The 22171-nt window shown below is 40.3% G+C and carries 16 protein-coding genes; 9 read left to right on the top strand and 7 right to left on the bottom strand.

All coding sequences use genetic code 11. The features are described from left to right. Positions 1–13: 13 nt before the first annotated feature. From LMF32_RS07515 to LMF32_RS07500, 4 genes are all read left to right on the top strand, one after another. The gene (locus LMF32_RS07515; RefSeq protein WP_188205292.1) at positions 14–694 is read left to right on the top strand and encodes a methionine ABC transporter permease; all 681 of its coding nucleotides are present in this window, start codon (positions 14–16) and stop codon (positions 692–694) included. Between the two features lie 36 nt (positions 695–730). Further along, a complete protein-coding gene (locus tag LMF32_RS07510) occupies positions 731–1549 on the top strand; it encodes a MetQ/NlpA family ABC transporter substrate-binding protein (RefSeq protein ID WP_092481074.1) in 819 nt (272 codons plus the stop codon). Between the two features lie 543 nt (positions 1550–2092). Beyond that, a complete protein-coding gene (locus LMF32_RS07505) occupies positions 2093–3286 on the top strand; it encodes an amidohydrolase (protein WP_230524384.1) in 1194 nt (397 codons plus the stop codon). Between the two features lie 260 nt (positions 3287–3546). Then, positions 3547–6096, top strand: a complete 2550-nt coding sequence (locus LMF32_RS07500) for a vitamin B12-dependent ribonucleotide reductase (RefSeq protein WP_230524383.1) — start codon at positions 3547–3549, stop codon at positions 6094–6096. Between the two features lie 84 nt (positions 6097–6180). On the opposite strand, the gene ltrA is transcribed toward LMF32_RS07500, so the two are convergent. Both ltrA and mgsA read right to left on the bottom strand, forming a co-directional pair. Next, positions 6181–7470: a group II intron reverse transcriptase/maturase gene (gene ltrA, locus LMF32_RS07495; RefSeq protein WP_230524382.1), complete on the bottom strand. Its 1290-nt coding sequence runs from the start codon at positions 7468–7470 to the stop codon at positions 6181–6183. A gap of 539 nt (positions 7471–8009) precedes the next feature. Beyond that, positions 8010–8447, bottom strand: a complete 438-nt coding sequence (mgsA, locus tag LMF32_RS07490) for a methylglyoxal synthase (protein ID WP_230525095.1) — start codon at positions 8445–8447, stop codon at positions 8010–8012. Positions 8448–8630: 183 nt separating this feature from the next. Between mgsA and LMF32_RS07485 the strand changes: the two genes are divergently transcribed. Next, positions 8631–9146 (top strand): type 1 glutamine amidotransferase domain-containing protein, encoded by a 516-nt coding sequence (locus LMF32_RS07485; protein WP_188205285.1) that lies wholly within the window; start codon positions 8631–8633, stop codon positions 9144–9146. 259 nt (positions 9147–9405) lie between these two features. On the opposite strand, the gene LMF32_RS07480 is transcribed toward LMF32_RS07485, so the two are convergent. Both LMF32_RS07480 and abc-f read right to left on the bottom strand, forming a co-directional pair. Further along, on the bottom strand, positions 9406–10473 hold the full coding sequence (locus tag LMF32_RS07480) for an FUSC family protein (protein WP_230524381.1): 1068 nt from the start codon (positions 10471–10473) through the stop codon (positions 9406–9408). 600 nt (positions 10474–11073) lie between these two features. Next, positions 11074–12651: a ribosomal protection-like ABC-F family protein gene (gene abc-f / locus LMF32_RS07475; RefSeq protein ID WP_230524380.1), complete on the bottom strand. Its 1578-nt coding sequence runs from the start codon at positions 12649–12651 to the stop codon at positions 11074–11076. 417 nt (positions 12652–13068) lie between these two features. On the opposite strand from abc-f, the gene proB reads away from it, so the two are divergent. The 3 genes from proB to LMF32_RS07460 are packed head-to-tail and all read left to right on the top strand — an operon-like array spanning position 13069 to position 16277. Then, positions 13069–13887 carry a glutamate 5-kinase gene (gene proB / locus LMF32_RS07470; protein ID WP_278046278.1) on the top strand — a complete coding sequence of 273 codons (819 nt, stop codon included), beginning with the start codon at positions 13069–13071 and terminating at the stop codon, positions 13885–13887. Between the two features lie 15 nt (positions 13888–13902). Continuing rightward, complete coding sequence (locus LMF32_RS07465) at positions 13903–15147, top strand: glutamate-5-semialdehyde dehydrogenase (protein WP_230524379.1); 1245 nt, start codon at positions 13903–13905, stop codon at positions 15145–15147. After that, positions 15144–16277 (top strand): FAD-dependent oxidoreductase, encoded by a 1134-nt coding sequence (locus LMF32_RS07460; RefSeq protein ID WP_230524378.1) that lies wholly within the window; start codon positions 15144–15146, stop codon positions 16275–16277. The genes LMF32_RS07465 and LMF32_RS07460 overlap by 4 nt, the downstream gene beginning before the upstream one ends. A 40-nt stretch (positions 16278–16317) precedes the next feature. On the opposite strand, the gene LMF32_RS07455 is transcribed toward LMF32_RS07460, so the two are convergent. Together LMF32_RS07455 and LMF32_RS07450 are read right to left on the bottom strand one after the other, a co-directional pair. Further along, the gene (locus tag LMF32_RS07455) at positions 16318–17886 is read right to left on the bottom strand and encodes a bifunctional UDP-sugar hydrolase/5'-nucleotidase (protein WP_230524377.1); all 1569 of its coding nucleotides are present in this window, start codon (positions 17884–17886) and stop codon (positions 16318–16320) included. 140 nt (positions 17887–18026) lie between these two features. Then, complete coding sequence (locus tag LMF32_RS07450; RefSeq protein WP_230524376.1) at positions 18027–18809, bottom strand: hypothetical protein; 783 nt, start codon at positions 18807–18809, stop codon at positions 18027–18029. 207 nt (positions 18810–19016) lie between these two features. Here LMF32_RS07450 and mscL point away from each other — a divergent pair, with 207 nt between their 5' ends. Beyond that, positions 19017–19424, top strand: coding sequence for a large conductance mechanosensitive channel protein MscL (gene mscL, locus LMF32_RS07445; RefSeq protein WP_230524375.1), 408 nt, complete (start codon positions 19017–19019; stop codon positions 19422–19424). 101 nt (positions 19425–19525) lie between these two features. Here mscL and adhE read toward each other — a convergent pair whose 3' ends face one another. Then, positions 19526–22126: a bifunctional acetaldehyde-CoA/alcohol dehydrogenase gene (gene adhE, locus LMF32_RS07440; RefSeq protein WP_230524374.1), complete on the bottom strand. Its 2601-nt coding sequence runs from the start codon at positions 22124–22126 to the stop codon at positions 19526–19528. Positions 22127–22171 lie beyond the last annotated feature (45 nt).

The raw sequence follows: 22171 nt of genomic DNA, 5'->3' as shown, positions 1-22171 counted from the left end.
GAGGACTTATCTTATGTCGCAATTTTTAACCCGCTATTTTCCAAATGTGATTGAAATCCAAGAGGAAGTGATCGAAAGTACTTTTCAAACGATTTATATGGTTCTTGTAACCGCAGCTGTCGCAGGTATCCTTGGGATTCTTTTAGGAGTTGTTTTAGTAGTTACCAGTCCTAATGGAATACTTGAAAATAAACGGATCTATAATTTCTTGGATCAATTTGTCAATATTTTCCGTTCTTTGCCTTTCATTATTATGATGGCCCTTATTGTTCCCTTTACTCGCCTGCTGGTCGGAACGTCCATCGGTACTTCAGCCGCTATTGTTCCCTTAGTAGTTGGGACTACTCCCTTCTTCGCTCGCCAAATTCAAAATGCTTTATTAGAAGTCGACGAAGGAATCATTGAAGCAGCACAAGCCATGGGATCTACTCCACTAGAAATTATTTTTAGGGTTTATTTGAAAGAAGGATTGATTCCGATTATTCGTGTCTCTTCCTTAACAATCATCAACTTGATTGGTCTAACAGCTATGGCAGGAGCTATTGGCGGAGGCGGTCTAGGGAACTTAGCTATTGCCAGAGGCTACAATCGTTTCCAAACAGATGTCACTCTTGTAGCTACTGTTTTGATTCTCTTGCTTGTTTTTATCAGTCAAGGAATCGGAAATTATTTGATTCGAAAAATCAGTCACTAATACTTACCATCAAACAACTAAAAAGGAGTTTTTAACATGACAAACAACAAAAAATTATTCGCTAGTATTATATTAGGTTTTGGAGCTTTCATTCTAGGCGCTTGCGGCAACGCAGCTTCTGGAGACGAGAATACGACAGTCACTTTAGGCGTTGTCGGTGAGGATCAAGACGTTTGGGATTTCGTTTCAGACAAATTAGCTGATGATGGGATTACCTTGGAACTAGTCAAATTTACAGACTATGCTCAACCAAATAATGCACTAGCAGAAGGCGAGATAGATCTAAACTCTTTCCAACATCAAATATTCTTGGATTCTTATAACGCAGACAGCGGCACCGACCTAACTGCCATTGGAAATACGGTTATCGCTCCGCTTGGGGTCTACTCTCAAAACATTTCTTCTATCGAAGAGATCAAAGATGGCGACAGTATCGCTATCCCTAACGATGTTACAAATGGTGGGCGCGCATTATTACTGCTGCAAACTGCAGGATTGATCACAGTTGATCCTGAAGCAGGATCAACACCTACTGTAAACGACATTACAGAAAATCCTTTGAACCTAGACATCCAAGAATTAGATGCTGCTCAAACAGCACGTGCACTTCCTGATGTAGCGGCTTCTATCATCAACAGCGGTATGGCCGTTGACGCTGGATTCGTCCCAACAGAAGACTCTATTTTCTTAGAACCAGTCGACGAAAACTCTGAACCCTACATCAACATCATCGTTGCAAAATCTGAAGACACAGAAAACGAAGTCTACCAAAAAATAGTCGAAGCCTACCAATCAGAAGATACCAAAGAAATCATAGAAGAAACCTCAAAAGGATCATCCGTCCCAGCTTGGTAGAGAGCGGAGCAGAGCGTTAAGGATTCCGTAGAGTTCGATTTCCTCGTTTTTCATTGGGTGTTCTTCCCAATAAAAAAGAGGAAACGAAATCATAGGAAGCCTGCTCTGCGCAGCTCGTTTTAGACAGAGCGTAGAGAAAGCCGTTTAAACTTTTGTAGAGTTCACTTTTGACTTTTAGGTGTTGCTCTTTACCACCAAAAAGTCAAAATGAAATCATAGAAAGTTTGGCTTTCGCAACGCGTTTTAGAGTAGAGAGTGCAGAAAAGCGTTTAGCCTATCGGGTATAAGAAAATCCCAATGGACAGGTGCTTTTTACCTGGCAGTTGGGATTGGCTTATAAACGCGAAAGCTGCTCTGTGCAGCTCGTTTTAGACAGAGCGTGGAGAAAGCCGTTTAAACTTTTGTAGAGTTCACTTTTGGCTTTTAGGTGGTGCTCTTTACCACCAAAAAGCCAAAATGAAATCATAGAAAGTTTGGCTTTCGCAACGCGTTTTAAAAATCAAATAACTACAACCTAACCCCAATTTCAAGGAGGAATTTATTATGACAACGTTAACCAAATCAACTATTAAGGAAGAAATACAACAAGGGGCAGATGAGGTCATCGCTTTGAGAAGATATTTCCATCAACATCCTGAACCTAGTTTAAAAGAATACGAAACGATCAAACGAATCAAGCAAGAACTGACTAAGTTAGACATCCCTTTTGAATCAGTCGGCGAGACAGGTGCTATAGGTACTATTACAGGCGGAAAAGGACCAGGAAAAACGATTCTGTTACGAGCTGACATCGATGCTCTTGAGTTGCCTGATGCAAAAGACAAACCTTATAAATCGTTGAAGCCTGGTTTACACCATGCTTGCGGACATGATGGTCATACTGCAGCTTTATTAGGAGCAGCAAAAATTTTGAAAAATCACGCTGCTGATTTCAACGGCACCGTCAAATTAGCTTTTCAGCAAGCGGAAGAAATCGGTGCAGGCGCTCGTCAATTTGTACAAGGTGGTTTTGTGGACAATGTCGATCAAGTATTCGGCATCCACCTCTCCTCTGCTGTACCTACTGGAAAAATCGAAATCACTTCCGGTGCTTCTAATGCTTCGTGCGACATTTTTAAAATTAATGTTCATGGAGAAAGCAGTCACGTGGGAAAACCGCATTTAGGAAAAGATGCTTTATTATCAGCAGCGGCTATCACTGTGGAATTACAAAGCATCGTAGCTCGTGAAGTCGATCCACTAGATCAAGCTGTTGTAGCTGTAGGTGTTTTAAACGCCGGGACTCGTTACAATATCGTAGCAAATGAGGCTAGTTTAGAAGGCACCGTAAGAACTTTCAGCCACGAAACACGCCGATTCGTCTTGGAAGCGGTGGAACGAGTCGCTCGTGATGTCGCAAAAGCACACCGTACAACGATCGACTTTGAGAATTATGATGCTGCTGCTCCTTTGATCAATGATTCGATTGCAGCAAAACGGGCGCGAAAAGTGGCGGCTCAAATCATTGGTGAAGAAAATATTATTACAGATGTGCCAAAAAGCATGGGAGCAGATGATTTTGCTGACTTTTTAGCGGTTGCTCAAGGAGTTTATGCTTTTGTCGGAACACGTAATCTGGAAGATCCAGATACTTGGTATGGACATCATCATGAAAATTTTGATATTGACGAAAACGGATTGGCTATCGCTACTGAATTACATGTCAACTATGCCCTCGACTTCCTAAACGAAATTTAAATAAAAATTTCCATTCAAAAAACTTAGATATTTTTTCTAAGTTTTTTTTTTTTCAAAAACTCGTTTACTCGAGCTTTCATATACTTTTCAAATAACAAGCACAATCGTTCCTCAAAATCAAGGCTAAAAAACTTTGTTTTTATGAGGTATAATAGATGAGGTTTCACAACATATAGATTATAATCATTAATAAATACACTACATATAGTGTTCTACTACTTTGATTATGGACTTATATTCTACAGATTGGAGTGCTGGTTATGGCGATGAATGTATCATCAAAAATTACTTTAAATAAAGAACAATTGAATAAGGATATAAAGGGGTTCTCTCAAGTTCACCCTATCACGGAGGATATGAGACTGACTTTTGAAGGGGTCTCTCGTTTAGTTATGCTGGATCGTTATTCATTTAAAGATACTTCCAAAATAACTCTTTCTACTGGTGATTTAGTCGTCTTGACGATCAAAGACGATCCGCAATACCCTGCTCGAGGCGTTGGGTACATCAAAGAGTTGAATCATCAAAAAAATCAAGCAACAGTCATCGTAGAAGAAGAGTACAGAAGTATTCTAGAGCACGATCACGAAAGAGAGTCTGGAGAAATCGTACGCAGCATCGATGCCATCGAAAAACCTTTAGAAGTCTTCTATGAACAAATTGCTAAACGAAACGCAACAGGTTTAGCTTCTGTTGAAACTGATCCTGAGAAAAAGGCAGCAGCCTTTGATACGTTTTATACTGAATTGAAATCATTGAATTTTGTTCCTGCAGGACGTGTATTGTATGGTGCAGGATCCGAAACCGATGTGACTTATTTTAACTGTTACGTCATGCCTTTTATCCAAGATTCACGTGAAGGGATTTCAGAACACCGTAAACAAGTCATGGAAATCATGAGTCGTGGCGGTGGTGTCGGAACGAACGGTTCAACTTTACGTCCTAGAAATACCTTAGCACGCGGAGTAAACGGAAAGTCTTCTGGTTCTGTATCTTGGTTGGATGATATTGCTAAACTAACTCATTTGGTCGAACAAGGCGGCAGCCGTCGAGGTGCTCAAATGATCATGCTGACTGATTGGCACCCTGACATTATCGAATTCATCATCTCTAAGATGCAGAATCCGCGTATTCTTCGATTCTTGATCGAACAAACAGAAGATGAGCAAATCAGAGAACTAGCTCAGGAAAAACTGAAATTTACACCTTTTACAGAAAAAGAAAAAGCTCTATACCGAGGAATTTTGAATTACAAACATATTCCTGGAACGGGCGGATTTGATGCAGCTACGATAAAAGAAGCTGAAGATAAACTAACGGCTGGAGGAACGTATTCTGTTCATAAACCAGACTTTTTAACAGGTGCTAACATCTCTATTTGTTTAACAGACGACTTTATGGAAGCTGTAGAAAATGATGGAGAATACCAATTGAAATTCCCGGATGTTGAAAATTACAGTCCTGAAGAAATGGATTACTACAATACTCATTGGGCAGATTGTGGAGATGTGCGCGAATGGGAAGCTCAAGGACATGGTGTCCGTGTCTACCGCAGCGTGAAAGCTCGAGAGTTATGGAAACTGATCAACATTTGCGCTACGTACTCTGCTGAGCCTGGAGTTTTCTTCATTGATAATGCCAACAAGAAAACCAATGCTGCAGCTTACGGCCAAAAAGTCGTGGCTACTAATCCATGCGGCGAACAACCGCTAGCACCTTATTCAGTTTGTAATCTGGCTGCTGTCAACTTGGCTTTGATGGTAGATAAAGAATCGAAAACAGTCGATTTTAACAAATTGACTCAAACTGTTAAGACCGGTGTAAGAATGCAAGACAATGTTATCGATGCTACTCCTTATTTCTTACCAGAAAATGAAAAACAAGCCCTTGGCGAACGTCGAGTTGGTTTAGGTGTTATGGGACTAGCTGACTTATTGATTTACGCAGGAGAAGTTTACGGTTCTAAATCTGGGAACCAATTAGTTGACCAAGTCTTCCAAACTATTGCGGTTTCTGCCTACGAAGCTTCTATTGAATTAGCTAAAGAACGTGGAAGTTTCCCATTCTTAATCGGTGCTTCTCAGGAAGAAACTCAACAATTGAGAGAAAACTTTATCAACAGCGGCTACATGAAAGACATGCCTGAACACATTCGTGAAGGTGTATTGAAACACGGTATCCGCAACTCTCACCTATTGACTGTAGCGCCGACAGGTTCAACAGGAACCATGGTAGGAGTCGCAACAGGGTTAGAACCTTACTTCTCTTTCTCTTACTTTAGAAGCGGCCGTTTAGGCAAATTTATTGAAGTCAAAGCAGATATCGTTCAAGAATACTTGGACAACCATCCTGAAGCAGACACTCAAAACTTGCCGGACTATTTCGTTTCAGCTATGGAACTTTCTCCTGAAGCGCATGTGGATGTACAAACAACAATCCAACGCTGGGTAGACAGTTCGATTTCTAAAACAGTTAACGCTCCTCAAGGGTACAGCGTAGAACAAGTGCAAAAAGTTTACGAGCGATTGTACAATGGCGGCGCAAAAGGCGGAACAGTCTATGTTGACGGAAGTCGTGATACTCAAGTCTTGACTTTGAAAGCTGAAGACAATAACTGGAATGACGAATCTTCATCAATCGTTGAACAACCGGTTGAATCCTCTCCACAAACTTCAACGTCAGATATAGAAGTTTCTTACGGAAATGAGGTTGGCGACACATGTCCGATCTGTCGTCAAGGAACCGTTGAAGATTTAGGCGGCTGCAATACATGTACCAACTGCAATGCACAATTGAAATGCGGCTTATAATAATCGAGTAGGAGATAAATAATTAATTTATTTATCGTCCTCTCACACCACCGTACGTACCGTTCGGTATACGGCGGTTCAATTTCATATAACATGCTTTTGTCTTAAATAGTAACTATCTGGAGATACTAGACCTTTGAAGGCTAGTATCTTATTGGTTACTGTGGTTGTCATAACCCAGGACAGGGCTATTCGGGCAGTTCCTTTGGAACTGTGGCTATTCATGTAGGCGTTGTAGTCGCTCATCCCTAGTTTAGTGAGGGCTCTTCTTCGATTTTTGGCTGTTTTCCATTGGTGCCAGATACACATCCTCAGTCGATAACGAAGATGACTCGCTATTTTCTTGAGTTTTGTGTGCATATTTCCTATTTTGAAATAGTTCACCCATCCTCTGATGACTTGATTCAATTTAACGATGCGGTAAGCCATATCAATGCCCCAGCTTTTCTTGCTTAGCTGATGAAGCTTATATTTAAACGTCTCGATTGATATGGCATGAGGCTTTGCTTGATAGCCTTTATCTGCTTTCGACCAATAGAATCCAAATCCCAAGAATTTAAAGGTTGGGTCATTAGGTTTAATGATTTTCGATTTACTCGTGTTCACAGTTAAACCCAGAGTTTCCTCAATATATCGTGTAACCGAACGCATTACGCGCCTTGCTGCGAATTCGCTCTTAACGAGGATAATGCAGTCATCTGCGTATCGCACGAAGTGTAGACCTCTTCTCTCTAGTTCTTGGTCGAGTTCATTTAAGAGGATATTACTCAATAATGGCGAGAGGTTTCCCCCTTGGGGAGTGCCAACTGGACTTTCCTCATATTCTCCGTTTACCATAATGCCACTCACGAGATATTTCCGAATCAATGATATCACATCACCATCGGTTATTTTCCGAGAAACTAGATTCATCAGTCGATCATGGTTAACAGTGTCAAAGAACTTCTCTAAATCAATGTCGACAATCCAGTGATAACCTTCGTTCATATCTCTTAGCCCTTGCGCTATAGCCATATGGGCGTTGCGGTTTGGACGGAATCCATAACTACTGTTGTGGAAGTGTTCGTCAAAAATGGGTGTGAGAACTTGTGCAATCGCTTGTTGAATAACTCGGTCAACCACTGTCGGTATACCCAGTAGTCTGACCCCACCCGATGGTTTAGGTATTTCTACTCTTCTGACAGGTTTAGGTTGATAGTGACGTTGACGAATAGTCTGAATAAGCTCTTCTTTGTGCTGACGAAGATATTCTTTAGCCTCTTCGATAGACATACCGTCAATGCCTGCGGCACCTTTATTCCGTTCCACTTGTCGAAAGGCTTCGTTTAAATTATTTCTGGATAGGATTCTATCCAGTGTCCTGTTTTCCTGCATGCTTGTTACTCCTTTTCTGCTCTCGTAAGGCAGCTATCTACTTTTACGCTGTCGTAGCCAATAGTCTTTGGCGGCCTCCAATAAAGATGTTTGTAACGATAAAATTGTTCGGTCCTTCGCTCTTTCTAGCTTTCACTAGCTGTCTTCACTACTACGACCTCTGCTGACTTCTCATGAGTCAAGCACTTATCACTAAGTGTATTTGGTATAACGTCATGAGACCTCCCCAGTTAAGGTGCGAACTCTTTCACTCCATCTATCTGCCACATTTATGCTTCGAGTTAGGACAGTTATCGGACTTTAGCTTCTTTCGCAGCCTTATCCACTCGACTCACCTCTTATGTGATTTCTGTTCGTCAGACCAGAGTTTTGCCTTAGGCTTCCTTCAGATTCCACCTCACGGTGGACACCCTTGCCGTCAGCTATATGCTTACCACTGTCAGGTCGCATTCGGGACTTGCACCCGTTAGAGTTCGCCCATGCTGGGCGAACGAAAACAACACCCGCTATTGATAGCGGGTGTTGTTTTTTTGTTAATGTTAATTGTCGTCAAGAGGATCAGCTGCAGGATCTATTTCTCTTTTTTTAGCGATCGGTCTCCAATCTAAAAATCCGGCATCTAAACCGAGCAGCAGCATCTCAGCTGTTCCAAGATTAGTGGCTAGCGGGATCTCATACACATCACTAAGGCGCAGTAAAGCAGATATGTCTGGTTCATGAGGTTGTGATGTCAAAGGATCACGCAAAAAGATGATCATATCTATTTTATTGTCTGATACGTAAGCTCCTATTTGCTGGTCTCCCCCTAGTGGGCCGGATTTGAATAGGTGAACAGAAAGTCCTGTAGCTTCAACAATTCTTCCACCCGTTGTCCCAGTAGCGTAAAGGGTGTGATCTTTTAAAATTTCTTTATACGCTATGCTCATTTTTACCATTTCATCTTTCTTTTTATCATGAGCGATTAAAGCAATATTCAGTTTCATCAAATCATCCACTCCATTCAGCATTCTTTTCTCTTTCATCATATCACTTAATCTTTGAAAACCAAATGAAGTTTGTTCCGTGGCACCTTTTTTCTGTAAGTTCAATTTCTTGAAGCCTGTTTCTACTTTCGTTACACTAAAAATAGATCAAAAATACAAAAAGTGAAGGGGATTTTTATGGGTAAAAAAATTGCAACAGTCATTACCAAACTATTCGAGGACTCAGAATTTACTTCTCCAAATGAAGCTTTGACCGAAGCTGGTCACGAAGTCGTTACCATCGGATTTGAAGCTGGTGAAACAGTTGAAGGTAAAAAAGGCGAAGCGTCTGTCACTATCGATAAAGGGATTGACGATGTAAAACCTGAAGAATTTGACGCTTTACTGATTCCAGGCGGTTTTTCTCCAGATCAACTTCGTAAAGATGATCGTTTCCTTGCTTTCGTAAAAGCTTTCTCAAATGACGAAAAGCCTATCTTCTCGATTTGTCACGGTCCACAACTGTTGATCAATGCAGAAGTTGTAAAAGGCAAAAAAATCACAGCCGTTAAACAAGTCGCTGTTGATTTAAAAAATGCTGGCGCAGACTTTGTAGATGCTGAAGTAGTAACGGATGAAAGCGGACTGATTTCAAGCCGTACTCCTGAAGATTTACCTGCTTTCAACAAAGCGATTGTAGAAGCATTAAATTAATCGCTTACTAAATAAGTAATTTTTCATAAAAGTACCGTAAAAACTTCACCATGCTTTCATGAACTAAATCCGTGAAGTTGGTATACTATTTTTAGTCGTTTAAGTAAACTTAAAATTTCATTCTCTTTTCTCCCCCTAATGAAAAGAGACTTATCCCTTAAAGCAGAAACCCTATCCCGGTTTCTGCTTTTTTATTTGGACAGTAAAAAAAAAAGTCGAGACAACTCGACTCTTTTTAAAATCTAGATTTTCTTCCTGCTTATTCCTTTTTAACCGACTTCATTTCACCATCATACAACCGAAGCGCATAAGATATCAGTGCTGCCCCAATAAAATCTATCATACTGCCTAAAATCAGACCAAAAAACCGATAACTGACCAAGTCGTTGACAAATGCTCCGCTTGATAAATTTGCCAACAACAGAGATAAGGGGTTGGTAAAAAAGTTGGCTATGGCGTAATTGCGGACCATCGCATATTCCACGAATACATTGAGAATCACAATAATGGTGATCGTCGAAATGACATTCAAATCAAAAGAAAATAATACGATCCCCACTAATAAACCAACCATTCCTCCGACGATTCTCTGTATATTACGTTGAAAGATGGCAATCAGCTCACTTCCCTGCAAAACCGCAGCACAAGAGATTGTTACCCAATAAGGGTTCCCTAATCCTAGAGCCATTCCGATGTAGGTAGCGAAGAAAATAATACAAGCATGATGAATCGAAGATAACAATAACCGTGAATCATGTGTGAGTGTATGTTTCCATCTTTCGTTAAAAGAACTATTCTCTATAGAGACCTCCACACCGCTTAATTTGCGATGTGCGATCCTGACGATGACAGCAACTCCAATGGATGCCGCGACTCCTAAAGCAACATAGGCAGTAGCCGCTGCAATTCCGCTAAAGTCTAAGGAGGTTCCTGTTGCCATCGAACTGACCATAATGATGAAAAACGCTCCAGGTCTTGGCGCATGTAGAACTCTAAATACAATAAAACCGGCTAAACTGATTAGACTGATCGTGATGGGAATCACCCAAGGGACAAAGGTAGATAGGGCTCCTAAAAAGAAACCCGTTGTCATACACAGTCCTACTCTAAATATTCGCTTGATCAACTGTCTATTGGGGATAGGCAAGTAATATAAAAAGGCAAAAGCTCCTAATGCACCAAAGGTTCCGATCTGCATATTCCCTGATACATACCCTAGTAAAAGCATGATACCAGTTGTCGCTCCAGCTCCCAAGACACGTAGTATAGAGTCTTCTGTTTCTTTTATCTTCAGCAAGTCTTTAAATGCTAGGCTTATTTTATTCATTTCATCCCCCATTTCTACTAACTTTATGCATTGATGAGTATCTGCAACTCTTCTATTATATACTTTTTTTACTTACTTTTGGTGTTTTATGAGACTTTTTGGACTAAGCCTGAAAAGAAAGACAATAGAAAAAATACATTTTGAACACAATTTCTTCACAAATATTCAGTAGTATAAATACATACCAATAACAACCAACTTTTTTATATTTTCATTTTTACCTTATACTCCTCCAAAGTATCAGGTACTACTCCTTTAAACCACTTGCTCAAGCAGCAAGTGGTTTTTTTATACCTCTTTAACGGTCGGCACGCAAACACTTGACTACGCAATTCAGCTTCATAAACACGTGAACAAGAATCACGCATGACTCTTAAATAAATTCGTTAAAAGAAAAAAGTTCTATCACACTTTCTTCATATTTTGTCGCTATACTCTCTTTATACCAAACAAACAAGCTACCCCTTGTTGCTCTTTACTCCTCCAAAGTAAAGATACCCTTATCTATGATTCTAAACGAATCTAAAAGTCACCCGACGCTATCAGCAGATAGCGTCGGGTGACTTTTTGTCTTCCACTCCTTTTAGAGTAAAAAATAAGTTAGCTGTCTTTAAGCAACTTGATTTGCTTCAATAATTGACTATACTCTTTTTCTAACGGATCAGAAGAATCTTTTCCTGACAGGAGCGACAACCGTGCGATAACCGCATTTAATCGATTCTCTAACACCATCAACTCTTCTTTTGTTTCAACGGAATTTTTCGTTGGAACTTTTGACCTTGTATCAGCTGTTGCTTCTCTCGAAATCAAAGTCTGATTTTGTATTTTCCAAATATGGGTCGCAACGTTTTTAACAAATTGTTCGTCATGAGAAACAAACAATAGTGTGCCTTCGTATCCAGCTAAGGCTGCTTCGATGGCCTCTATGGAAGCTATATCCAAGTAGTTCGTCGGTTCATCCAATATGAGTACATTTGCATCACTGACCAGTAAAAGAGCCAGAGAAACCTTGTTTTTCTCTCCTCCGCTTAACACAGAGACCGGCTTAAAAACATCTTCCCCTTTAAACAACAATCTCGCCAGCAACATCCGGACGAAAGATTCTTCTTTCGTGCTCTTATGCATCACATTTTCAAGAATCGTCTTAGTTTCATCCAATAAGTCTAGGGACTGGCTAAAATAACCAAAACGAACATTTTTAGCTAAACGGATCCCATTCTCTTCTTTTAACATCATTTTTAATAAAGTTGTTTTTCCTGATCCATTCGGCCCTATTAAAGCTGTCCGAGAATGGTTCAACAATTGGAAATTGACATCATCGAACAGCTGTTGAGTTCCAAATCGTTTTACGATATGAGTTCCTGTAACCAAAATAGGGTTATGAATTTCGCTTCCTTTGTCTAACTGGATAATAACAGTAGACAATTCTACCGGCTTTTCTTTCACCTCAAGATGTTCGATTCTCTTCTCGTAGTTTTTAACCGCTCTGTCCAATGTTTTCTGATTGGACTGTCCTCCCATTTTATGCAACCGAGCTTCTGATGGACCCATCCTTTTAGGAGCTGACTTTATGCCTTGTGACTTTCGATGGGTAGTTTCCATGGCTTTCTTTAATCGTTTCTTTTCTCTCACATAGTTTTCGTACTCCTGCTGAGCAAACCTTTTTTCTAAGTTTTTTTGCTCGAGGTAATCATCGTAGTTTCCTGAGTAAAATTGGACTTTGCCTTCTTCCAGTTCTACGATCCGATTGCAGACGCGGTTCAAAAACGCCCGATCATGCGAGACGACTAAAACAGCTCCTGAAAACTGCTTCAATTGTTTTTCCAAATAATGACGCGCGTCTGTATCCAAATGGCTGGTCGGTTCATCAGCAAATAAAATCCCTGAGCGGATCGATAGTGCCTCGTTGATTTGTTGTTTTGTCTGTTCGCCTCCGCTTAACGTAATATGCGGACCATTTTCCGCTAGCTGTTCGATAAAACCGGCTAGTCCATTCAATTGAACCATTCCAGCATCGGGAGCCTCTTTACCAGCTAACACACGCAGCAAAGTTGTTTTCCCTGACCCGTTTCGCCCGACGATCCCGATTCGGTCTCCTTCATAAATGTGCCATTCCGGAATGGCGAACAATTCTTTTTCTCCAATGGCTTTCTCAATTCCTTTTGCTTCAATAAGCATAAAAAAACCTCCTTCAAATTACTGAAGAAGATCGTTTAAACGTAGCCAAATAAACCTATTTGTAGTATAGGCAAAGTCAGTTCGTTCATTCAATCTACTTTCAGTCCTCATATTGTCCACGTCAAATAAGCTGAGCAATAAAGCCGCATTAACTGAACTGTTTGATTGGTCTCTGAATTAAGATTGAATAATACGCATCGCTTCACACCTGTACCTTTCTAAGATTTCACGACTTCATTTTAACAGCTTCTGAATGCGGATACAAGATTTTATCCAAAGGAAAATAAGTTTTCTTTCATTTTAAAAGCCTTTCACGCTAATCCTTCCCTTGGTATGGTGGTTTTTCCTTTGCTAAACTGATACAATAATCATTAAAATGATGCATTATTGCATTTCTAACATTAAGGTGGGACAAACTTGAAAACTCTAGCAAGGCAAAAAGTTTCTCAAAGCAAACGAATCATCATCAAAGTAGGAACTAGTACTTTGATGTACCCGGACGGAAGCGTCAATTTGCAACGAATCGAACGTTTGGCATTTGTACTGACCGATCTGAACAACCGAGGTAAAGAAGTTATTCTTGTCTCTTCAGGAGCTATCGGTGTAGGGATGAACCTGATGAGCCTTTCTCAACGCCCGAAAACGATTCCTGAACAACAAGCTGTAGCTGCCGTTGGTCAAAGCCAATTGATGAATTTGTACAGCAAGTTCTTTTTGAGCTATGGACAAATCATTGGGCAAATTTTAATGACACGCGACATTGTTGATTTTCCAGAAAGCCGCATGAACGCTTCAAACACATTTGAACAGTTACTAAAAACCGGCGTAATTCCTATCGTAAATGAAAATGACTCTGTTTCAGTCGAAGAATTGGATCATTTGACAAAATTTGGGGATAATGACCAATTATCTGCAGTCGTAGCCGAAATCACTAATGCTGATTTATTGATCATGCTGACCGATGTGGAAGGCTTTTATGATAAGAATCCGAACACGCATCAAGATGCTGTCTTATTTTCAGAGATCTCAGACATTACAGATCAGCATTACCAACAATCCGGCGGGCAAGGATCTCGCTTTGGAACTGGCGGTATGATCACTAAATTGAAAGCTGCCGAATACATGATCGGGCTTGATGCTCAAATGGTACTGACGAACGGGAAAGAACCGGATACGATTTTTGATATCGTAGTTGGTAAAGAAGTCGGCACATTATTTACTTCAAAAGTCCAATAAGAAAGGAAGTTTATTATGGAGAGTGTAATTCAGTTAGGAATAAACGCTAAGAAAGCTGCACGAAAGCTGGCTCAAGCTTCTGCAAAAGAAAAAAAAGCGGCTTTATTTATTATGAGCGAGTTGTTGATTGAAAAAAAAGACTTGATCATTGCAGCGAATCAAAAGGATTTGGCTGCTGCTGAAACAAACGGGATCAAAGGTACCATGTTGGACCGCTTATCACTAGATGAAGATCGTATCTTGGCTATGGCAGCAGGTATCGACCAAGTGGCAGACTTGCCTGATCCTGTAGGGACCATTCATTCTATGCGCACGTTGGATAATGGATTGAAAATAGGTCGTCAAAGCGTTCCTCTTGGAGTGATCGGGATCATTTATGAGTCTCGTCCAAACGTGACTACTGACGCTGGTGCTTTATGTTTCAAATCTGGAAATGCTGTGATTTTACGTGGCGGAAAAGAAGCTATTCACACAAATAAAGCCATCATTTCTATTCTTCAAGAAGCTCTCAGCCAAACTGATTTCCCACAAGAATCAATCCAATTAGTAGAAGACACTTCACGAGCTTCTTCTGTTGCATTGATGACCTTGACGGATTATCTAGATGTGCTGATCCCTAGAGGCGGAGCTGGCCTGATCAAAGCAGTAGTAGAAAATGCTACTGTTCCAGTTATTGAAACAGGTGTCGGAAACTGCCACGTGTATATTGATCAACATGCTCAACTGGATATGGCAAAAGATATCATTGTGAATGCGAAATGTTCTCGTCCTTCAGTGTGCAACGCTGCTGAAACTTTATTGATCCATGAAGAAGTTGCTGCTGCGTTCTTACCAGAGATTGAAAAAGCTTTGTCTGAATACGATGTTGAATTGCGTGCCGACGACAAAGCAGCTGCTATTTTATCTTCTTCTGTTCCTGCAACCCAAGAAGATTGGGAAATAGAATTTTTAGATTATATTTTAGCTGTGAAAGTCGTCTCTTCTATTGAAGAAGCGATGGAACACATCAATAAATACAGTACCGGTCATTCTGAAGCAATCGTTACAGATGATTACGCTGCCGGACAACGTTTCCTTCACGAAGTTGATTCTGCTGCTGTTTATATCAATGCTTCTACTCGTTTCACTGATGGTTTTGAATTTGGTTTTGGTGCAGAGATTGGAATCAGTACTCAAAAAATCCATGCTCGCGGACCAATGGGCTTGCCTGAATTGACCTCTTATAAAACGATCGTGTATGGGAATGGTCAAATACGATGAACGAAAAAATGTCTATTGCTGTTGTGGGCGGCGGAATCGTCGGTTCCACAACAGCTTTTTACCTTAGTCAACAACCTAATTATGAAGTGACGTTATACGATAACGGAGTAGGTCAAGCAACTTCTGCTGCTGCGGGGATCATTTGCCCTTGGTTGTCTCAGCGCAGAAACAAAAAGTGGTACCAACTAGCGGCTAAAGGTGCAGCTTTTTACCCTGCTTTGATTCAAGACCTTGGTGAAGACCCTGATCGTTCTGCTATTTACCGTCAAGTAGGTGCCTTAGTCATCAAAAAAACGCCTAAGTTGCTGGAAAAATTAGAAAAAATAGCGACTAAAAGACGGGAAACCGAACCGACCATTGGAGAGTTGTCGATTCTATCCCCTGAAGAAGTCCACGAAAAAATGCCGCTCCTTCATATATCAGAATCTGCCCTGTTCGCTTCGGGAGGAGCTAAAGTAGACGGTGCTTTACTAACAGAAAAATTGCAAGAACAAGCTTTGAAAAATGGAGCTTGTGTCATGAAAGAAGCTGCCGAGCTTTCTATTCAACATACACAACCTCAGCCTTATACATTGACCACTTCATCTGGTCAGAAATCGTTTGATAAAGTTGTCTTGGCTGTCGGAGCGTGGCTTCCTGAGGTATTAACCCCATTAGGGTATGACGTCGATATACGCCCGCAAAAAGGGCAATTGGTCGAGCTGCATGTAAATGCCGAGACCGACGACTGGCCAGTAGTGATGCCGGATGGTGAAAAAGACATCATCCCATTTGCAAACGGCAAAGTGATTGTAGGGGCAACCCACGAAAACGATCAAGGTTACGATTTAGAACCAACTAAACGGCACTTGCGAGTGATGCTGGATGAAGCGATCGAACTGGCACCGGATCTGGCTGAAGCGGAGATTAAGGGTATCCGAGTAGGAACAAGAGCTTATACATCTGATTTCGCTCCCTTTTTCGGCGAAGTTCCTGATGCTCCCGGCCTTTACGCTGCCAGCGGTCTGGGTTCGTCAGGCCTGACTTCAGGACCAATCATCGCTCGTATCCTTACACAACTCATCAACGGTGAGGATGCGGACCTTTCGCCAAATGACTATCCTATTGAAAATTACATCTCAAAACGATAAAAAACTCGAAACCTGACTTATAATCAGGTTTCGAGTTTTTTTACTGAATTTCCTCGCCATTTACAATTAAGAAATTATCGTTCACGGTCGCATCGATAATAGAATGCTTTTTAATATAATCTGCAATCAATTCACTCATATCCTTCGTTACTTCTCGAATGATTTTAGATGCATCGAACATGGTATAGTCTCCACCTCCGATGGCTCTGTACTGATTCGTCACAACTTCAAGCCGCTCTTCATCTTGGATAGAACGACCATCTTTTTCAAATCGAACAATACGTTCGCCAATTGGTTTACTGACATCTATCGTGTAATCGATCCCTTCATACATATCGTAATTATAATATTGAGGTTTAGGATGTACATATGCCCAATTTAGCCCTATGGATCCATCACTTTCCAGTGCAAAATAGCCCGCAGCTTTTTCTATAGCAGCTTTTAATTCAGCCCCAGTCAAATCTAGTATGGCCAAAGTATTCGGATAAATATAATTAGTAACGATATCCCTCATCGTAATCGTTTGTTGGAATCCTTTTCCCGTATCTGTGAGCAGCGATGTGCCAGAAATCGCTGCACCCGTAGCTTCCATTTGTACTTTATGGATCAGTTCTATGTAAGGATGTTCTTTCAAACGCACCATATGAGCATCTTTAATCTCCATATTTCCAGATACTGTACCTAATGGTTCATCCAGCCACTTTTCTACTTCATCATGCAATGCTTGGAACTTTTGAGTCAGTGCTTCTTCGCTTTTCTTCCCTTCCACAGAAATCAGCGTCGGCTTTACAGAATTGACTTTAAATTTAGAACCCGCCTTCTCAAAATCCACTACTACTTTGCCTACAAAGCTTCCTTTATCCCCCGGTTGGACAATAGCTACTCCATTGACCACTTCAGCTATCTTGCGGTGCTGATGACCTGTTAACAGAACATCTATCCCTTCCACTTCGTAGAGCAGCTCATACCCCTCGTTTTCTCCAGTCAACAGTTCAGTAGGTTCGCCTGTTTTCAGATCTCTTTCAAAACCGCCGTGATAACTGACAACTACGACATCTGCCTCAGCTCGCAATTTAGGAACGATTTCTTTTGCACACTCTACAGCCGATTGGAAATGAAGTCCAGCATAATTGTCCGGGTGCTCCCAGTGAGGAATGTACTGTGTTGTCAGACCTAGAAAACCGATTTTTACGCCTTCTTTTTCAATTATTCGATACCCTTGACCAAATGCAGATTCTCCATCTTCATTCAAGATATTGGCCGATAAAACAGGAAACTGACTAGCTGAAACAGCTTTTTTTAAATACTCCAGGCCATAATTCAAACTGTGGTTCCCGATAACGCCTACATCGTAGTGCATCTCATTTAGTGCTTGAATCAATTCACTTGGGTCTTGTCGCTGTTTTGCCAAATAATAACTCAGCGGAGAACCTTGTATGTAATCTCCATTTTCTACGGCAAAAACAGGCCCTTTTGCATTTAGACGTTCTTCTTTAAAAATACTTGCTGCTTTCAAAATACCGAATGGTTCATCCATATTTCTTTTCTGGTAATTAGTCGAAAATAAATAACCGTGTAAGTCGCTTGTCTCGAGTATTGTCAGTTCCATGAGCGTCATCTCCATCATTTGATACTTCTCATTTTAGCATATAAAATACCGACCGAGAAAACAGCTTTCTCGGTCGGTATGTTTCAATTATAAACAAGGTTAAATCTTTTTGTAGAGCTTTCGTTTTTTATCTAATCATTTTATTGTGGAGCTACTACTTCGTATTCCCCAGTAACAGGATTCATTCTTTTAACTTGATCTTCAGAAAGACTGTACTCAAACATTCCAATCATATTAGATATTTCTACTCCATCTACTTCATGTGAATGACGGATCTCTATTTGATAAGTATCTTCTCCTATTTTAGAAGTGAAGAATTGGTTTTCAGCAGGCGAAATGCCTGTTTGAGCAATCACTTGATCCAACACATAAATTTCTTCTTCTTCAGCTGTCATTTCTGATTCAGAAGTAGCTGTTTCGCTTTCTTCGGAAACTGTTTCAGTTTGTTTGGTTTCTTCTTTTTCAGTTAACCATGATGCTAGTTCTTCGTCAGAAACAGTCGCAATATCTTTGCCGGTTTCATCGGAGTATTCTTGACTGACTAAAACAGAATTCCGTTCATCTTTATACTCTGAATCTTCGACTACTTCATTGACCGGTTCTTCTTTAGCTGTTTCTACTTGTGCTGCAGTAATTTTTTCTTTCAGCTCCAAAGCTTTCGTTTCTAATTCTTCGTATTCAGAAAGATCGTTTTGCAATAACAGTTCCAATGTACCGCCTGCTTCACTGTATTTGCCTGATTCATATAACACTAGACTTTCGTCATACATATTTTGGTAAACACTTTCGCTCTGTGTAGTTTCTACACTAGATTCCATTTCTTGCGAACTGGATGTTGCTGCACTGTTTTCACCATTTCCACAAGCTCCAATAACTAATGTACTTAATAACAGAATGGCTGACGCTACTTTTTTGTGTTTCATGTCATTCCTCCCTTTCTTTTTTGAGCTGATTTTTGTACTCTCTATTGCATCAGCTTTAAGGAAGCAATCGTTTGGATAAGAACTACCTTCCTTGAATCAATTATATAAAGAATACACGAAAAATACTATCAAAATAATATTATTCTCACCGGTCATTCCTTTTCAAATTTCCTCAAAGCCTGTATACTGGTACATGGAGGTGAAAAAATGAAACAATTTATTCAAGAATTTAAAGATTTTGCTTTTAGAGGCAATGTCTTAGACCTAGCTATCGGGGTCGTTATCGGTTCAGCGTTTACAGGTATTGTTACTTCGCTGGTAGAAAATATCATCAACCCTGTTGTTGGTGCTCTTACAGGAGGAACTGATTTAGCTGGTCTTTCTTTAACGATTGCCGGAGTTGAATTAACTTATGGCGCTTTTATTAGTTCGATCATTGATTTTCTGATCATTGCACTTGTCATTTTTGTATTTATAAAATTTATCAACAATGCACAAATGAAATTCAACAAAAAAGTGGAAGAAGAAACTGCTGAAGTTGAATTGCCGCTGACAGAACAATACTTAAAAGAAATCCGTGATTTATTAGCAGATAAAAAAGATTCGACAATTTAATGAAAAAAATAGCGAGACAAAACAATGCCGGATGAGAAGTCTATTCTCATTCGGCATTTTGTTTCTCGTAATCTAGGCTGCGTTTTGTTCCGCTCCTTTTATTATCCTTCGTACGTTGCGTATAAGATAGCTTTTAGTTCAGAGATCAGTGGTTCTTTTGGATTAGCTGTTGTACATTGATCTTCAAAAGCTAACTCTGCCAATTTGTCTGCTGCTTGGTCCAACTGTTCTTTCGTCACGCCTTGTGCTTTCATGCTCATTTCGATGTTTAACTTTTTACCTAACTGGTAAATATTTTGCACTAATGCTTCTACCAACTCTTCAGTTGTTGAACCTTCCAAGCCAAGATATCTAGCAATCTCAGCGTAGTCTTCATCTGCTCTGAAGTATTCATATTTTGGAAAAATTTGATGCTTTGTTGGAGCTGATGCATTGTAGCGAATGACATGCGGCATTAAAATCGCATTTGCTCTGCCATGCGGTATTTCGAATTCAGCACCTATTTTATGAGCTAACGAATGATTGATCCCTAGGAATGCATTTGCAAATGCCATACCAGCTAAAGTAGAAGCATTATGCATTTTTTCTCGTGCTTCTTCTGTGCCATAAGCATAAGATTCTTCCAAGTATTCAAAGACTAACTTGATCGCTTGTAAGCTCAATCCTTTTGTATAATCACTTGCCATAACAGATACATAAGACTCTATGGCATGTGTCAGCACATCCATACCTGTATCAGCTGTGATCGATTTTGGAACAGTCATGACAAACTGGGAATCGATAATTGCTACATCAGGTGTCAAAGCATAGTCTGCTAATGGGTATTTCACATTGATCGCATTGTCTGTAATAACTGTAAATGGTGTTACTTCTGATCCTGTACCAGATGTTGTTGGTATCGCAACAAAGGTCGTTTTCTTTAAGTCAGGAATCTTGTACGTTCTCTTACGAATATCCATAAATTTTTGTTTTGCTCCGCTAAAGCTGGATTCCGGTTGCTCATAGAACAGCCACATTCCTTTAGCGGCATCCATTGCTGAACCGCCTCCTAAAGCAATGATCGTATCTGGTTGAAATTCTTTCATTGCTGCTGTACCACGTTCAACCGTCTCAATAGATGGGTTCGGTTCAACATCTGAAAAAATACGAACAGCTACTGAATCTTGGCGTTTGTTCAATTCATTTTCCACAATATCTGCATATCCGAACTCCACCATTCCTGGGTCACAGACGATAAATGCACGTTTGACATTCGGCATTTTCTGCAAATACTGAACAGAGTTTTTTTCGAAATAGATTTTTGGCGGCAATTTAAACCATTGCATGTTGTTTCTCCTTTTGGCTACTGTTTTCAAATTGATCAAATTGACCGCTGAAACGTTTGTAGAAACTGAGTTACGACCGTAACTTCCGCAACCAAGAGTTAATGATGGAAGCATATTGTTGTAAATATCTCCGATTCCGCCTTGAGCAGTTGGCGAATTGACGATGATTCGACCAGCTTTCATTTTTTCACCAAATTCTGCTGCAAGATCCATTCGTTTTGTATGAATAGCAGCGGAGTGGCCTAAGCCGCCAAGCTCCAACATTTTTTGGCACAATTCAAATCCGTGTTCAGTAGTCTCTGCTTTTAACATGGCTAACACAGGAGATAATTTTTCTCTGGATAAAGGATAATCGCTTCCTACGCCTTCCAACTCCGCCATCAGTATTTTTGTTCCTTTCGGAGCTTTGATGCCTGCAAGCTGTGCAATCGTGTCTGCAGACTGTCCGACAATAGCAGGATTAACTGCTGTTTTATCCATTGTCATGACTGCATCTTCCAATAAAGGCAACTCTTTTTTAGAAACGAAGTAAACACCTTGACGCTCAAATTCAAAACGGACCTCTGAGTAAATTTCTTTGTCGACGATCACTGCCTGTTCAGAAGCACAGATCATTCCATTATCAAAGGTTTTAGAAACAATGACATCATTTACAGCACGTTTGATTTTTGCTGTCTTTTCAATATAACTTGGAACGTTTCCCGGTCCTACCCCAAGAGCTGGCTTGCCTGTTGAATACGCTGCTTTGACCATTCCTGAACCACCTGTAGCTAAAACGATGGCAATATCCGGATGGTTCATCAAACCATTCGTTGCTTCTAAAGATGGTGTTTCGATCCATTGAATGATATTATTCGGTGCTCCTGCCTTTACTGCAGCTTCATACAATACTTTAGCTGCTTCAGCAGATGACTTTTGTGCACTTGGATGGAATGCAAAAATGATTGGATTTCTTGTTTTAACCGCAATCAGTGCTTTGAACATTGTAGTTGAAGTTGGATTTGTCACTGGAGTCACTCCGCAAACCACACCAACTGGACTAGCGATCGTCATTACACCTGCTTGTTCATCATCTTGAATAATCCCTACTGTTTTATCATTTTTAATGTCATGCCAGATGGATTCTGTCGCAAACATATTTTTCACACATTTGTCTTCGTAAATCCCTCTTTTTGTTTCTTCTACAGCCATTTTTGCTAAGCGCATATGGTCGTTCAATCCAGCTAACGCCATTTGATGAACAATATGATCGATCTGCTCTTGATTGAAATCTTCCAATTCAACCAAAGCATGCTTCGCTTTATTGGTATATTTCTGAATCATTTCTTCTACAGTAACTTCTGACTTTTTCATTTCTTTTACAACTTCTTTTAACATTACTTTCCCTCCATAACTTGTTATGTTTTTCACATATGATTATAG

Origin of the sequence: Desemzia sp. C1 (genome assembly GCF_020882875.1) — a bacterium.
In the GTDB taxonomy this organism is placed as follows: Bacteria; Bacillota; Bacilli; order Lactobacillales; family Carnobacteriaceae; genus Desemzia; species Desemzia incerta.
This window is presented reverse-complemented; position numbering and strand designations above follow the sequence as displayed.

Bases quoted from the DNA above. Each gene is read 5' to 3' on its own strand.
- LMF32_RS07515 (WP_188205292.1), top strand. From the start codon at position 14: ATGTCGCAATTTTTAACCCGCTATTTTCCAAATGTGATTGAAATCCAA.
- LMF32_RS07510 (WP_092481074.1), top strand. From the start codon at position 731: ATGACAAACAACAAAAAATTATTCGCTAGTATTATATTAGGTTTTGGA.
- LMF32_RS07505 (WP_230524384.1), top strand. From the start codon at position 2,093: ATGACAACGTTAACCAAATCAACTATTAAGGAAGAAATACAACAAGGG.
- LMF32_RS07500 (WP_230524383.1), top strand. From the start codon at position 3,547: ATGGCGATGAATGTATCATCAAAAATTACTTTAAATAAAGAACAATTG.
- ltrA (WP_230524382.1), bottom strand. From the start codon at position 7,470: ATGCAGGAAAACAGGACACTGGATAGAATCCTATCCAGAAATAATTTA.
- LMF32_RS07485 (WP_188205285.1), top strand. From the start codon at position 8,631: ATGGGTAAAAAAATTGCAACAGTCATTACCAAACTATTCGAGGACTCA.
- LMF32_RS07480 (WP_230524381.1), bottom strand. From the start codon at position 10,473: ATGAATAAAATAAGCCTAGCATTTAAAGACTTGCTGAAGATAAAAGAA.
- abc-f (WP_230524380.1), bottom strand. From the start codon at position 12,651: ATGCTTATTGAAGCAAAAGGAATTGAGAAAGCCATTGGAGAAAAAGAA.
- LMF32_RS07465 (WP_230524379.1), top strand. From the start codon at position 13,903: ATGGAGAGTGTAATTCAGTTAGGAATAAACGCTAAGAAAGCTGCACGA.
- LMF32_RS07460 (WP_230524378.1), top strand. From the start codon at position 15,144: ATGAACGAAAAAATGTCTATTGCTGTTGTGGGCGGCGGAATCGTCGGT.
- LMF32_RS07455 (WP_230524377.1), bottom strand. From the start codon at position 17,886: ATGGAACTGACAATACTCGAGACAAGCGACTTACACGGTTATTTATTT.
- LMF32_RS07450 (WP_230524376.1), bottom strand. From the start codon at position 18,809: ATGAAACACAAAAAAGTAGCGTCAGCCATTCTGTTATTAAGTACATTA.
- mscL (WP_230524375.1), top strand. From the start codon at position 19,017: ATGAAACAATTTATTCAAGAATTTAAAGATTTTGCTTTTAGAGGCAAT.
- adhE (WP_230524374.1), bottom strand. From the start codon at position 22,126: ATGTTAAAAGAAGTTGTAAAAGAAATGAAAAAGTCAGAAGTTACTGTA.